General features: G+C 60.6%; 12 protein-coding genes. 7 read left to right on the top strand and 5 right to left on the bottom strand.

Annotated elements, in window-relative coordinates; translation table 11 throughout:
• Positions 1-159 precede the first annotated feature (159 nt).
• The 6 genes from AB4N91_RS03370 to AB4N91_RS03345 all read left to right on the top strand — a co-directional run bounded on the left by AB4N91_RS03370 (position 160) and on the right by AB4N91_RS03345 (position 10,107).
• On the top strand, positions 160-1,503 hold the full coding sequence (locus AB4N91_RS03370; protein ID WP_010457619.1) for an imelysin family protein: 1,344 nt from the start codon (positions 160-162) through the stop codon (positions 1,501-1,503).
• A gap of 538 nt (positions 1,504-2,041) precedes the next feature.
• Positions 2,042-3,469 carry a di-heme oxidoreductase family protein gene (locus AB4N91_RS03365; protein WP_460112120.1) on the top strand — a complete coding sequence of 476 codons (1,428 nt, stop codon included), beginning with the start codon at positions 2,042-2,044 and terminating at the stop codon, positions 3,467-3,469.
• A gap of 26 nt (positions 3,470-3,495) precedes the next feature.
• Entirely contained in the window at positions 3,496-4,560 is a 1,065-nt protein-coding gene (locus AB4N91_RS03360) for an imelysin family protein (protein ID WP_010457623.1), read from the top strand.
• Positions 4,561-4,574: 14 nt separating this feature from the next.
• A complete protein-coding gene (locus tag AB4N91_RS03355) occupies positions 4,575-5,672 on the top strand; it encodes a DUF1513 domain-containing protein (protein WP_154501502.1) in 1,098 nt (365 codons plus the stop codon).
• 240 nt (positions 5,673-5,912) lie between these two features.
• Positions 5,913-7,061, top strand: a complete 1,149-nt coding sequence (locus tag AB4N91_RS03350) for an efflux RND transporter periplasmic adaptor subunit (RefSeq protein ID WP_010457626.1) — start codon at positions 5,913-5,915, stop codon at positions 7,059-7,061.
• A gap of 13 nt (positions 7,062-7,074) precedes the next feature.
• A complete protein-coding gene (locus AB4N91_RS03345) occupies positions 7,075-10,107 on the top strand; it encodes a multidrug efflux RND transporter permease subunit (RefSeq protein ID WP_460112118.1) in 3,033 nt (1,010 codons plus the stop codon).
• Between the two features lie 175 nt (positions 10,108-10,282).
• On the opposite strand, the gene AB4N91_RS03340 is transcribed toward AB4N91_RS03345, so the two are convergent.
• From AB4N91_RS03340 to colR, 5 genes are all read right to left on the bottom strand, one after another.
• On the bottom strand, positions 10,283-10,510 hold the full coding sequence (locus tag AB4N91_RS03340) for a hypothetical protein (protein WP_077749882.1): 228 nt from the start codon (positions 10,508-10,510) through the stop codon (positions 10,283-10,285).
• A 2-nt stretch (positions 10,511-10,512) separates the two neighbouring features.
• The gene (locus tag AB4N91_RS03335) at positions 10,513-11,226 is read right to left on the bottom strand and encodes a lipopolysaccharide kinase InaA family protein (RefSeq protein WP_077749883.1); all 714 of its coding nucleotides are present in this window, start codon (positions 11,224-11,226) and stop codon (positions 10,513-10,515) included.
• Between the two features lie 4 nt (positions 11,227-11,230).
• Complete coding sequence (locus AB4N91_RS03330; protein WP_077749907.1) at positions 11,231-11,899, bottom strand: class I SAM-dependent methyltransferase; 669 nt, start codon at positions 11,897-11,899, stop codon at positions 11,231-11,233.
• Positions 11,900-12,059: 160 nt separating this feature from the next.
• Complete coding sequence (locus AB4N91_RS03325; RefSeq protein WP_083375858.1) at positions 12,060-13,334, bottom strand: sensor histidine kinase; 1,275 nt, start codon at positions 13,332-13,334, stop codon at positions 12,060-12,062.
• Positions 13,324-14,007, bottom strand: coding sequence for a two-component system response regulator ColR (gene colR / locus AB4N91_RS03320; protein WP_010457636.1), 684 nt, complete (start codon positions 14,005-14,007; stop codon positions 13,324-13,326). Before colR ends, AB4N91_RS03325 begins: the two co-directional genes overlap by 11 nt.
• Before the next feature lie 218 nt (positions 14,008-14,225).
• On the opposite strand from colR, the gene AB4N91_RS03315 reads away from it, so the two are divergent.
• A complete protein-coding gene (locus AB4N91_RS03315; protein WP_083375857.1) occupies positions 14,226-14,969 on the top strand; it encodes a phosphatase PAP2 family protein in 744 nt (247 codons plus the stop codon).
• The last annotated feature ends 50 nt before the right edge of the window (positions 14,970-15,019 follow it).

The raw sequence follows: 15,019 nt of genomic DNA, 5'->3' as shown, positions 1-15,019 counted from the left end.
AAACGGGGCTGCGATGTTTTTGATCCACGACACAACGCTTGTACGAATAAGAAATATTTCCAGCTACAACCCTTTACAGATAATGCGAAAGATTTGCATTATGTCGCAGTTTTGCGCACCCGCTGCGCCATACCCCCCTCTCGAAGCAGGATGTTCGCCATGATTCGTATGCCTCTGGCTACCGCCAGTCTGTTGGCCATCGCTATTTCCCTCGCCGGTTGTGGCGAAGGTAAAGACAAGAACGCCGCTACGCCGACGCCGGCCGCCAGCACCGCTGCGGCTCCAGCTGCCGCCCCGGCCGCTACCAGCAAAGTCGACGAAGCCGCCGCCAAAGCCGTTGTCGCGCACTACGCCGACATCGTCTACGCCGTTTACAGCGATGCCGAATCCACCGCGAAAACCCTGCAAACCGCCGTCGACGCCTTCCTCGCCAAGCCGAACGCCGACACCCTGAAAGCCGCCAAGGCTGCCTGGGTGGCTGCCCGCGTTCCTTACCTGCAGAGCGAAGTGTTCCGCTTCGGCAACACCATCATCGACGATTGGGAAGGTCAGGTGAACGCCTGGCCACTGGACGAAGGCCTGATCGACTACGTCGACAAATCCTACGAGCACGCACTGGGTAACCCGGGCGCCACAGCCAACATCATCGCCAACACTCAGGTGCAGGTCGGCGAAGACAAGATCGACGTCAAAGACATCACCCCGGAAAAACTCGCCAGCCTGAACGAACTGGGCGGTTCGGAGGCCAACGTCGCCACCGGCTACCACGCCATCGAATTCCTGCTTTGGGGCCAGGACCTGAACGGCACCGGCCCTGGCGCCGGCAACCGTCCAGCCTCCGACTACCTGGAAGGCAAAGGCGCCACCGGCGGTCACAACGATCGTCGCCGCGCTTACCTGAAGTCCGTGACCCAGCTGCTGGTCAGCGACCTGGAAGAAATGGTCGGTAACTGGAAGCCGAACGTGGCCGACAACTACCGCGCCACCCTGGAAGCGGAACCGGTTGATTCGGGCCTGCGCAAAATGCTGTTCGGTATGGGCAGCCTGTCCCTGGGCGAACTGGCGGGCGAGCGCATGAAGGTTTCCCTGGAAGCCAACTCCCCTGAAGACGAACACGATTGCTTCAGCGACAACACCCATAACTCGCAGTTCTACGATGCCAAGGGTATCCGCAACGTGTACCTGGGCGAATACACCCGCGCAGACGGCACCAAAATGACCGGCGCCAGCCTGTCGTCCCTGGTGGCCAAAGCCGACCCGGCTGCCGACACCGCGCTGAAAGCCGACCTGGCCGCAACCGAAGCCAAGATGCAGGTCATCGTCGATCACGCCAACAAGGGTGAGCACTACGACCAGCTGATCGCCGCCGGTAACACCGCTGGCAACCAGATCGTGCGCGACGCCATCGCCGCCCTGGTCAAGCAGACCGGTTCGATCGAAGCCGCCGCTGGCAAACTGGGTATCAGCGACCTGAACCCGGACAACGCTGATCACGAATTCTGATCAACGCTGGCTGAGTGACTAAAGAGGCGACCTTCGGGTCGCCTTTTTCATGCCTGCCAGACACGGACCACTGTAGGAGCGAGCCTGCTTGTGATGGCGCCGTGTCAGCACCATCCATGTTGAATTCAATACCGACTTCGCGGGCAAGCCTCGCTCCTACAGGGTCTGCGCTGAACCCGTGGGAGCGAGCCTGCTCGCGAAGGCGCCGTGTCAGTCTCCCTCCATGTTGAATTCAATACCGACTTCGCGGGCAAGCCTCGCGCCTACAGGGGCTGCGCTGAACCCGTGGGAGCGAGCCTGCTCGCGAAGGCGCCGTGTCAGTCTCCCTCCATGTTGAATTCAATACCGCCTTCGCGGGCAAGCCTCGCTCCTACAGGGGCTGCGCTGAACCCGTGGGAGCGAGGCTGATTGCGATGGCGGCGCCTCGGTCCCCTGTGAAAACCTGCCCCACATCAACCAAACGATAATTCCTCTTATTCAAACTCCCTTGCCCTGTTAGACTTTGCGCCCTTGTTTTGCTCGTCTTGCAGGATGTCTGATGCCCTCGCTGCTTCTTCGCTTGTCCGCACTGTTTCTGGCCCTGGGCCTGAGTGCCTGCGATGACGCCCCGCGTTTTACCAAGGCCGAACCCGGTGAAGCCCGGTCCGGTGGCGCGGCGACTGTGCGCAAGACCGATCAAAATGCGTTCTCCCTGCCCTCCGCGAACCTGTCGCCGTCACGGCGCGTGGATTTCAGCGTCGGCAACAGTTTCTTCCGCAACCCTTGGGTGATCGCCCCTTCGACCACCACCGCCCGGGACGGCCTCGGTCCGCTGTTCAATACCAACGCCTGTCAGGGCTGTCACATCAAGGACGGTCGCGGTCATCCGCCGACGCCCGATGCGGCGAACGCGGTATCGATGCTGGTGCGCCTGTCGATCCCGAATGCACCGGCCTATGCCAACGTCATCGAGCAGCTCGGCGTGGTCCCGGAGCCGGTCTACGGCGGCCAGTTCCAGGACATGGCCATACCCGGCGTGCCCCCGGAAGGCAAAGTGCGGGTCGATTACACCCCCGTTCCGGTCCGCTTCAAGGACGGCACCGAAATCGAGTTGCGCAAGCCCAGCCTGAACATCACTCAACTGGGTTACGGCCCGATGCACCCCGACACCCGTTTCTCGGCACGCGTTGCCCCGCCAATGATTGGCCTGGGCTTGCTCGAAGCCATCCCCGACGAAGCGATCCTGGCCAACGCCGAGGCTCAGGCCAAGGACAAAAACGGCATCGCCGGGCGACCGAACCGGGTCTGGGACGACGTGCAGCAGAAGACCGTTCTCGGCCGCTTTGGCTGGAAGGCCGGGCAACCGAACCTCAATCAGCAGAACGTTCACGCGTTCTCCGGTGACATGGGCCTGACCACCAGCCTGCGCCCCTTCGACGACTGCACCGAGGCGCAAACAGTCTGCAAACAGGCGCCGACCGGCAACGGCCCGAATGGCGAGCCGGAAGTCAGCGATAACATCCTGCGCCTGGTGCTGTTCTACAGCCGCAACCTGGCTGTACCGGCTCGTCGCGACGTCAATGCGCCCGAAGTGCTGGCCGGCAAGAACCTGTTTTTCCAGGCCGGATGCCAGTCCTGTCACACACCGAAATACACCACCGCCGCCAACGCCGCCGAACCTGAACTGGCCAATCAAGTGATTCGCCCTTACAGCGATCTGCTGCTGCACGACATGGGCGACGGCCTGGCCGACAACCGCAGCGAATTCCAGGCCAGTGGCCGCGACTGGCGCACCCCGCCGTTGTGGGGCATCGGCCTGACACAAGCGGTCAGTGGCCACACCCAGTTCTTGCATGACGGCCGCGCGCGCAATCTGCTCGAAGCCGTGCTCTGGCATGGCGGCGAAGCGAAAGCGGCCCAGCAACAGGTTTTGTCTTTCAATGCCGAGCAGCGCGCTGCGTTGCTGGCGTTTTTGAATTCCCTTTAATACGTATTCCATAGCGGGAGCCCGACATGTTCCGTCCCAAATTGTTGTTCACCAGCCTCGCAGCACTCGCCCTCGGCGCTTGCTCGCCACAGGACCCGCAAGCCGTCACCTCGGCCGCCATCGCCAAATCGGTGATCCTGCCAACGTACACCCGCTGGGTTGAAGCCGACCGCCAATTGGCCGTCAGCGCCCTCGCCTACTGCGAAGGCAAGGAAAACCTCGACACCGCCCGCGCCGACTTCCTGCACGCGCAGAAAGCCTGGGCCGAGCTGCAACCGCTGCTGATCGGGCCGCTGGCCGAAGGCAATCGCGCCTGGCAGGTGCAGTTCTGGCCGGACAAGAAAAACCTGGTGGGCCGTCAGGTCGAGCAATTGGTCACCGCGCAGCCGCAGATCGATGCCGCCGCCCTGGCCAAGTCCAGCGTCGTGGTTCAAGGCCTCTCGGCCTATGAATACATCCTGTTCGACAGCAAGCCGGACGTGGCCAACGACGCGCAAAAAGCCAAGTACTGCCCACTGTTGAAGGCGATTGGCGAGCGTCAGAAACTGCTGGCCGAAGAGATTCTGCAAAGCTGGAACAACACCGACGGCATGCTCGCGCAGATGAGCAAGTTCCCGAACCAGCGCTACGCCGACTCCCACGAAGCCATCGCCGACCTGCTGCGCGTCCAGGTCACCGCCCTCGACACCTTGAAGAAAAAACTCGGTACGCCGATGGGCCGCCAGAGCAAGGGCGTGCCGCAACCGTTCCAGGCCGATGCCTGGCGCAGCCAGTCGTCCCTGGCCGGCCTTGAAGCCAGTCTCGCCGCCGCCAAAACCGTGTGGGAAGGCGTCGACAACAAAGGCCTGCGCGGCCTGTTGCCGAGTGAGCAAAAACCGTTGGCCGACAAGATCGACGCCGCTTACGCCGCGTCCCTGAAACTGTTCGCCAGCAACCAGCGTTCGCTGACCGAGATGCTCAACGACGATGCCGGCCGCCAGCAACTCAACGATCTCTACGACAGCCTCAACGTCGTCCATCGCCTGCACGAAGGCGAACTGGCCAAGGCGCTGGGCATCCAACTGGGCTTCAACGCCAACGACGGTGACTGATGAGGGCGAGTGCCATGCTGCGACGTCAGGCTCTGACTTTAGGTAGTTTGCTGCTGGGAGCAGTGACACTGGGCGGCTGGACGCTGTTCAAACAAAAGGACAAGAGCCCACTGCTGCTTTCGGCGCGGGACGATGGCGACGGCAAGCATTACGCCGTCGGTTATCGGCTGGACGGCACCCGGGTGTTCGCCACCCAGGTCGGGCAGCGTTGCCACGACATCATCAACCACCCGACGCTGCCGATTGCGCTGTTCGTCGCACGGCGTCCGGGCACCGAAAGCTATCTGATCGACCTGCGCGACGGCGCGCTCCTGCAAACCGTGGCCTCGCTGCCCAACCGGCATTTCTACGGGCACGCGGTGATTCACAAGAGCGGCGACTGGCTGTACGCCACCGAAAACGACACCTCCGATCCGGGTCGCGGACTGTTGGGTGTGTATAAGTTCGAAGGTGAACGGCTGGTGCACAGCGGCGAGATTTCCACCCATGGCATCGGCCCCCATCAGGTGTCGTGGATGCCAGACGGCGAGACGCTGGTGGTGGCCAACGGCGGCATTCGCACCGAGGCTGAGAGCCGGGTCGAGATGAACCTCAACGCCATGGAGCCGAGCCTGGTATTGATGCAACGCGACGGCACCCTGCTGAGCAAGGAAACCCTCGCCCAGCAGATGAACAGCGTGCGTCACCTGGGGATCGCCAGCGATGGCACCATCGTCGCCGGCCAGCAATTCATGGGGCCGTCCCACGAGTCCTCAGAGTTGCTGGCGATCAAGCGTCCGGGCCAACCGTTCGTGGCGTTTGCGGTGCCTGAACATCAGTTGCAGGCGATGGGGCATTACACCGCCAGCGTGGCGGTCCACAGTGACTTGCGATTGGTCGCGTTGACTGCGCCGCGCGGCAACCGCTTTTTCATCTGGGACCTGGACAGCGGTGAAGTGCGCCTGGATGCGCCGCTTCCCGATTGCGCCGGGGTTGGCGCCGTGGCCGACGGGTTTGTCGTGACCTCGGGTCAGGGCCGCTGCCGGTATTACGATTGCCGTCAGACAACGCTGGTTGCAAAACCATTGGAGCTTCCGGCGGGGCTTTGGGATAACCACCTTCACCTCATCTGAGCCCGTTTCCTGTGGCGAGGGAGCTTGCTCCCGCTGGGCTGCGAAGCGGCCCCAAAATGGGACTGCTGCGCAGTCCAGCGGGAGCAAGCTCCCTCGCCACAGGTTATTCATCGTTCGTTAGTCCCCTTGAGTGACAGGCGCTCGATGGCCTCGCCTGTAATTTCTTCCAGTTGGAATCACCCTGCGACTCAGATAATGTGCCCCACTGTCTCACCTGATTTTCTCCAAGGAAGTGGAAATATGCTGCGTCGCCGCATGCTGATCATGTTGGGTGTTGTTCTGCTGATCGTGCTGATCCTGGCCGGTTATAAAGCCTTCTCCATCTACACGATGATTCAAGGCTTTTCCGCGCCGAAACCGCCGATCAGTGTCGCCGCGACCACTGCCGTGGAACGTCCGTGGCAAGCTCGCCTGCCAAGCGTCGGCACCCTCAAGGCGCTGCAAGGCGTGGACCTGAGCCTGGAGACCGACGGCACCGTCATCGATTTGCAGTTCGAGTCAGGCCAGAAGGTCAAGGCCGGCCAACCGCTGCTTCTGCTTGATAGCGTGGTAGAAACCGCCCTGCTCGAAACCGCTCAAGCCGACCTGGGGTTGGCACAGCTCGATTACGGTCGCGGCAGCCAATTGGTGGGCAGCCAGGCCATTTCCAAAGGCGAGTTTGACCGGCTCTCGGCGATATTGAAAAAGAGCCGGGCCACGGTGAATCAGCTCAAGGCGGCGCTGGCCAAAAAACGGCTGCTCGCGCCGTTCAGCGGGACCATCGGTATTCGTCAGGTGGACATCGGTGACTATCTCGCCAGCGGCACCATGATCGCCACCCTGCAAGACCTCAGCAGCCTCTACGTCGACTTTTTCGTGCCCGAGCAGTCGGTGCCGAAGATCGGCGTCGGCCAGTCGGTGCAGATCATTGTCTCGGCCTACCCGACACAGACCTTCCCCGGCACCATCAGCGCGATCAACCCGAAAGTCGAAAACAGCACCCGCAATGTTCAGGTCCGCGCGACCCTGGCCAACCCCGACGGCAATCTGTTGCCGGGCATGTACGCCAGCCTGCAGGTGATGCTGCCCGACCCGCAGCCGCGCATCGTCGTGCCGCAAAGTGCGATCACGTACACGCTGTACGGCAACTCGCTCTACGTCGTCGCGCAGAAAAAAGCCGAAGACGGCAGCCTCGAAAAAGACGACAAGGGCCAGCCGATCCTGATCGCCGAACGGCGTTTCATCGAAACCGGCGAGCGCCGCGACGGGCTGGTGGTGATTACCAAAGGCTTGCAGAACGGCGAAAAAGTGGTCACGGCCGGTCAGATCAAACTGGACAACGGCGCACACATTGCCATCAGCGACGACAAGACCCTGACCGATAAGAACAGTCAGCCACGCACTGACTGATCAAGGAATCCTCATGGCTTTTACCGATCCGTTCATCCGCCGCCCGGTGCTCGCCACCGTGGTCAGCCTGTTGATTGTGCTGCTGGGCTTCCAGGCCTGGAGCAAGCTGCCGCTGCGCCAATACCCGCAAATGGAAAACGCCCTGATCACGGTCACCACGGCGTACCCCGGGGCCAACGCCGAAAACATCCAGGGCTACATCACCCAACCGATGCAGCAAAGCCTGGCCAGCGCCGAGGGCATCGACTACATGACCTCGGTCAGTCGCCAGAACTTCTCGGTGATCTCGATCTACGCGCGCATCGGCTCCAACAGCGACCGCCTGTTCACCGAGCTGCTGGCCAAGGCCAACGAGGTGAAGAACCGGCTGCCCCAGGACGCAGAAGACCCGGTGCTGAGCAAGGAAGCCGCCGACGCCTCGGCCCTCATGTACATCAGTTTCTTCAGCAAGGAGCTGAGCAACCCGCAGATTACCGATTACCTGTCGCGGGTCATCCAGCCAAAACTGGCGACCCTGCCGGGCATGGCCGAAGCCGAGATTCTCGGCAACCAGGTGTTCGCCATGCGCCTGTGGCTGGACCCGGTAAAGCTGGCCGGTTTCGGCCTGGCCGCCAGCGATGTGACCAACGCGGTGCGCCAGTACAACTTCCTCTCTGCGGCCGGTGAAGTGAAAGGCGAGTACGTCGTCACCAGCATCAATGCCAACACCGAACTCAAGTCCGCTGAAGCGTTCGCTGCGATTCCGCTCAAGGTCGAGGGTGACAGCCGGGTGCTGCTCAGCGATGTGGCGCGGGTTGAGATGGGCGCGGAAAACTACGACTCGATCAGTTCGTTCGGTGGCACTCCCTCGGTGTACATCGGCATCAAGGCCACGCCGGGCGCCAACCCGCTGGACGTGATCAAGGAAGTGCGCAAGATCATGCCGGAGCTGGAAGCCCAGTTGCCGCCGAACCTCAAAGGAGAAATCGCCTACGACGCCACGCTGTTCATCCAGGCCTCAATCGATGAAGTGGTGAAAACCCTCTTCGAAGCCGTGCTGATCGTGATCGTGGTGGTGTTTCTGTTTCTCGGGGCGCTGCGTTCGGTGGTGATCCCGGTGGTCACCATTCCGCTGTCGATGATCGGCGTGATGTTCTTCATGCAGATGATGGGCTACTCGATCAACCTGCTGACACTGCTGGCGATGGTGCTGGCGATCGGGTTGGTGGTGGACGATGCCATTGTGGTGGTGGAGAACATTCACCGACACATCGAGGAAGGCAAGAAGCCGCTGGATGCGGCCATCGAAGGTGCCCGGGAAATCGCCATGCCGGTGGTTTCGATGACCATCACCCTGGCGGCAGTGTATGCGCCCATCGGTTTTCTGACCGGGCTCACGGGGGCGCTGTTCAAGGAGTTCGCCCTGACGCTGGCCGGTGCGGTGGTGATTTCCGGCGTGGTCGCGTTGACCCTGTCGCCGATGATGTGTGCCTTGCTCCTGCGCCACGACGAAAATCCCAGCGGCCTCGCGCACCGCCTGGACCTGATTTTTGAAGGCCTCAAGCGCCGATACCAAAGCATGCTCCACGGCACCCTCAACACCCGGCCGGTGGTCCTGGTGTTTGCGGTGATTGTGCTGTGCCTGATTCCGGTGCTGCTCAAGTTCACCAAGTCGGAACTGGCGCCCGATGAAGATCAGGGCATCATTTTCATGCTGGCCAACGCCCCGCAACCGGCCAACCTCGATTACCTGAACACTTACACTGACGAATTCATCACGATCTTCAAGGAGTTTCCCGAGTACTACTCTTCGTTCCAGATCAATGGATTCAACGGCGTGCAATCGGGGATTGGCGGTTTCCTGCTCAAACCGTGGAACGAGCGCGACCGCACGCAGATGGCCATCCTGCCCGAGGTCCAGCGCAAACTGGAGGGCATTGCCGGACTGCAGGTCTTCGGCTTCAACCTGCCCTCGTTGCCCGGCACGGGTGAAGGGTTGCCGTTTCAGTTCGTCATCAACACGGCCAACGATTACGAAGCGCTGCTGCAAGTGATGGACCGGGTGAAAAAACGGGCGATGGAGTCCGGCAAGTTCGCCTTTGTCGATGTCGACCTGGCCTTCGACAAACCCGAAGTCGTCGTGGACATCGATCGCGCCAAGGCCGCGCAGATGGGCGTGTCCATGCAGGACCTGGGCGGAACACTGGCCACATTGCTGGGACAGGCGGAAATCAACCGCTTCACCATTGAGGGTCGTAGCTACAAGGTCATCGCTCAGGTCGAACGACCGTTCCGCGACAACCCGGACTGGTTGAACAACTACTACGTGAAAAACAACCAAGGCCAACTGCTGGCCCTGTCGACCCTGATCACCGTCAGCGATCGGGCGCGTCCACGGCAGTTGAACCAGTTCCAGCAGCTCAACTCGGCCATCCTGTCAGGTGTGCCGCTGGTCAGCATGGGTGAAGCCATCGATGTCGTGCGACAGATTACGCTGGAAGAAGCGCCGGCCGGTTTTGCCATGGATTACGCCGGCGCCTCGCGCCAATATGTCCAGGAAGGCAGCGCGCTGTGGGTGACCTTCGCCCTGGCGCTGGCGATCATTTTCCTGGTCCTCGCGGCCCAATTCGAAAGCTTCCGTGACCCGCTGGTGATTCTGGTGACAGTGCCGCTGTCGATCTGTGGCGCGTTGATTCCACTGTTCCTGGGTTGGTCGAGCATGAACATTTATACCCAAGTGGGCCTGGTGACCTTGATCGGCCTGATCACCAAGCACGGGATCCTGATCGTCGAGTTCGCCAACCAGCTGCGCAGAGAGAAAGGCCTGACACCTCGCGAAGCGGTGGAAGAAGCTGCTGCAATCCGGCTGCGCCCGGTGTTGATGACCACGGCGGCGATGGTATTCGGCATGGTGCCATTGATCATCGCCACGGGCGCGGGCGCGGTCAGCCGGTTTGATATCGGAATGGTGATCGCAACCGGAATGTCGATCGGCACGTTATTTACGCTGTTCGTGTTGCCGTGCATCTACACCCTGCTGGCCAAACCCGACGCAAAAGAACACTGATAATCCATGTGGGAGCGAGCCTGCTCGCGATGGCGGTGTGTCAGGCACCTCAATGTTGACTGTTCCGCCGTCATCGCGAGCAGGCTCGCTCCTACCTTGGGCCATGCACGGCTTGAAATTCGGCACAAAAAAAGGCCTCGCATTGGCGAGGCCTTTTATTTTGGCTTCAATCTGTTCAACTCTGCGGCCTCATTCCTTGAGAAAGTCCGAACATGAACAGCAATAAATCATGATCGGGTTGAGATGCCACAGATGCCTTGGCAACCCGTGGCAACGGACAGTGCGCGTCACCGTTCACTGAACTGAGAACTTGCGTGCGGGGCTGCTCCCACGCCGCCACCGCCAATGAAGCAACTGCCAAGGCTCCTATCAGAAACACACCTCGTGCAATTTCTAGTTTCATTGCTATAAACCTTTGATAGCGCTGCCAAACGCCGTCTCATAAAAGTAGACGAGTTTGCGCCAGTCCGCCGTGCTGAACGACGAGTGGCGACGAAGCTGCTTCATGTCGTGAGCCGCCGCCCGATAGGCGGTCAAGCGCTGCCGGCATTTCTCCAGGTCGATCAAGGCGATTTCGACCTTGGCCGACTCGCCTTCACCGGTCACCCGCACGAAAACGTGCTTGATATAGATGCAGCTGTGCTGCCAACGGCCCTTGTGCATGCGGGCCAGGTTTTCGGCCAGGTCCTTCAAGACTCGGTCATGCACCGCCTCGCCGTGACGCTCGCGACCGCCGCCGGCGTACCAGTGTTCGATTTCCTCGAAGCCGTCCAGCGACTTGGTCACCAGCAATGCGCGCCATTTGTGCACGGGGTCGCGCTGTGCGCCGCAGAAAACGATTTCCGGAACTCCCACCCCAAGCGCGCGCAGGCCAATGAGCGCATCACGCTCGCGCAACACGGTCGGACGACCGAAGGGGTGCAACCAGCTGCGATAGATATGCCCGGTCTGTCGCTTGGCGTAGAGCAGCTGACCATCGTTGCCCATGACCCGCTGCACGCCACTTTCTCCACCGCGACGGACGTTGGGTTCTTCTACCCATTCACCGCGCTGATTCCAGAAATAGTCGAAGCGGTCCTGAGAGGCGACGTCCGTCTCTGCTGCACATTGCACTGCCATCCTGTTACCTCTTGCGTAATACGTAAACTCGCCACATGGCATAGAGCGGTAAAAAGTCCAATCGTTCCTGAATACGGAACCCCGCTTGTTCAAACTCTTTTTCGACCGTGGCCGCCGGTAACACAAACCGGTTTTGGTAACCTTCCTGCCCACGCCGTTTCTCTGAGCGCTTGCGTTTCCAGGCCTTGAAATTGCCGTCCACCCACAAGGAAAGGATCACGCTGTCACGCGTGACTCGTTCAAATTCGCGCAGAATGGCCAGTCGATGCTCGGCTTCACCGATGTGATGCAGCAAACGCATGCAGAAAATGCTGTCGACAGCGTTGTCGGGCAAAGCAATGTCGAATGCGGAAGTGTGCAAGGGTTGTACCCGTTTCACCACGTCAGCCGGTTGCGCCTGGGTTGCAATCTTCAACATTGACTCGGAGTTGTCGGCCCCGATGATCGCTCGATTGGCTTTCTCCGCCAGCATTGGCCAAAAACGCCCTGCCCCGCACGGCAAATCGAGGACCAGCCCTGGCTCACCGACCAGCTTCAGCGCCTTTCGCGCCAACTGCACGTCACGCCAGTGGGATAGCTTACGACCAAGACCATCCTGGTGCTTCTGCAAATACCTTTGAGCGTGTTGATCGTCGTACTTCTCGGAAAAATCGAGTTTGATCGGGCCGTCCATCATTAAGGTCTCCTGAACTTCTGATGACGCCCACCTTAGGTAGCGTAGTGTCGGTGTCAGGTCATACCTTTGTGAAAAAATTGTTAAGGAAATGTTGAATCATTACAAGATTTTTCAAGTTGACCAGCATGGCTCGGAGCCCCGACTGCTCAAGCAACCGCTAGCTTTGGCTCAATTGCACCTGAAAACGACAGCCATTAGGTTCCATATTGGTCAAGCTGACGCTCCAGCCCTGGTTCTCGCAAATCCGCTGCACCAGCGACAACCCCAGTCCCAGGCCCTCGCCGCGCTTTTCACTGCCGCGCACGAAAGGTTCGAACATTGCCTCGCGTTTTTCCTCGGGAATGCCCACACCGCTGTCCTCGACCGTGAAACCCGTGGCCGTGAGGGTCAAGCGGATAAACCCGCGCTCGGTGTAATGCAGCGCGTTACGCAACAGGTTGCCCATGACGGCGTGCAAGAGGGTTGCGTTGTAACAGGTGTCCAGCGGATTGCCCGGTTCGAAGATCAGGCTCAGCCCCTTGGCTTCGATCGGTTCGCGCCACTGGTTGAGCAGCCCGTCGGCGACCTGGCTCAATGTCTGCTGCGGCGACATGCTCGCGTCTTCTCGCTGGGCCCGGGCCAACATCAGGAACGTTTGCACCAGCTCGCGCATCTCGGCGCACGCGCGGGCAATTCGCTCGACCTGGGCATGGCCACGCTGGTCGATACCGGGGTTTTCCAACAGCAGCTCACAGGAACTGGCCAGCACCATCAAGGGCGTGCGCAGTTCGTGGCTGACGTCACTGGTAAACAATCGCTCACGGGTCAATGCCTGGCGCAGCCGACCAAGGGTGGCGTCGAAGGCAACCGCGAGCTCGCCCACTTCGTCAGCGGCATAATCCGGTGCCAGGGGTGGCGCCAGCCCCAGCAATTGATCGCGATGACGCACCTGGCGGGCGAGTCGCACCACCGGCGCCATCACTTTGCGCGCCAGGACCCAACCGAGAAAGACTGCCAGCGCCAGGCTCAGTACGAAGCCCACCAGCACCACGGCAAACAGCACTCGCTCACGCTCTTCGAAATCGCTTTGATCCTGCAGCAGTACGTAATGCCGGCCATCGACCACTTCAACCATCGCGTGATACGACAGCTGCTCGCGAAAGACCTCGTGGAAACCGGGCTCCAGATGCCGTAAATCCTTGGGCAACTCGAAGTCCCCCGGCCCACCGCTGAAATAGAACAGCTGGTCCGGCTCGGGGCGATGGCTCCAGTCAGAGACGCTGTCCATCAGCAGGAGCCGTTGAAGATCGCCACCCAGCCCGGCTGAAATCAGCTTTTCTTCCACCAGGTGCACGGTCGCCACAATGCCCATGGCGAAGGCGCCTGCCACCAGTGCGCTCATCAGCGCAAAGGCGATGATGATCCGTTGAGCGAGGCTCTGCTTAAACTCCATCGCGACTCTCGGCCAAGCGATAACCCACACCGTGCACGGTTTGCAGCAAGGGCTTGGCGAAGGGCTTGTCGATCACCTGGCGCAGTTGATGGACGTGGCTGCGCAGGCTGTCGCTGTCCGGGCAGTCATCACCCCAGAGGGCTTCTTCGAGAATTTCGCGGCGCAGAACATGCGGGCTTTTCTGCATCAGCACGGCCAGCAACTTGAGGCCGACCGGGTTGAGCTTGAGCAGGCGACCTTCGCGGGTCACCTCCAGGGTATCGAGGTCGTAGCTCAGATCACCCACCTGCAAGGCGCGTCGACCGCCACCCTGGGCACGACGCATGACCGCTTCGATACGCGCCGCCAGTTCGGACAGGGCGAACGGTTTGATCAGGTAGTCATCGGCACCGGACTTGAAGCCTTGCAGCCGGTCATCCAGCTGATCGCGCGCGGTGAGCATGATCACCGGCGTGTCGCGGCGGGCGTCTTCGCGCAGGCGTTTGCACAGCGTATAGCCGTCAATGCCGGGCAACATGATGTCGAGCACGATCAAGTCATAGTGCTCGGTGGCCGCCAGGTGCAGGCCTGACAAACCGTCCTGCGCGCAATCCACGGTGTAGCCTTTGAGCCCCAGGTAATCGGCCAGATTGGCCAGGATATCGCGGTTGTCTTCAACCAATAGAATTCGCATGGGCACCTCCTCCGCACACAGTAACGGCCGTCATGGCCCGCGCAGCTTAAGGCCAAGTGTGGCTCAGGGCTAGGACTGCGTGCAGTTGTCAATCCGATAGAAAAACCGATGAAGGCTTAACAAGTTTTTCACTATCGATTCACACGCCAATGACAGCGCCGGGCTCAGACTCCGCGCGGATGCGCACTTCATACCCCTTCACCGACCAAGGAACTGCCATGGCTTCGACCGCTGCCCGCCCCGCTTCCAGACCGCTCAACTTTTGGGTGTGTCTGGGTGTGCCCGCTATCACAGCGATCAGTTTGGTGCTGCTTGAGCTGACGTCTCTGGACATGAACCTGGCCAAACTGTTCTACGACCCGGTCGCCGGGGAGTTCATCGGACGCCACAGTTACTTCCTTGAAGACATCCTGCATGACCGAGCCAAGCAATTGGTCATCGCCTTTTCGGTGTTTGCGATCATCGGCTTTATCGGCTCGTTTTTCATCGCCAGGCTCAAGCCGTTCAAACGCGAACTGGGTTGCCTGGTGATGTCGCTGGCGCTGGCGACCTCGTTCGTGACCCCAGTGAAAGCGGTGACGGCCGTGCAATGCCCGTGGAGCCTCGAGCAATTCGGCGGCCACGAAACCTACAGCGAACTGCTCAGCCCGCGTCCGCAAACCGACAAGCCTGGGCGTTGCTGGCCTGGGGGTCATGCGGCGACGGGGTTTACCTTGTTCGCGCTGTTTTTTGTGTTGCGTGACCGTCGCCCGCGTCTGGCGCGCCAGGCCTTTGTGTTTGCGTTTGCACTGGGGACGGTGTTTTCGGTGAGCCGGATGATGCAGGGGGCGCACTTCTTTTCGCATAACGTGTGGACGGCGATTTTCTGCTGGCTGATCTGTCTGGGGTCTTACTACTACATCCTGTATCGACCGGCGTCCAAGGCTGAGAAAGCGTCCGAAGCACAACCGGTTAGCGTATGAACTGACGCCTTCGCGGGCAAGCCTCGCTCCTACAGGGATTTCGCTGGACC

The organism is Pseudomonas sp. H3_D04, from assembly GCF_054669175.1.
The sequence above is the reverse complement of the archived record's forward strand: the minus strand, read 5'-3'. Positions and strand labels throughout refer to the sequence as shown.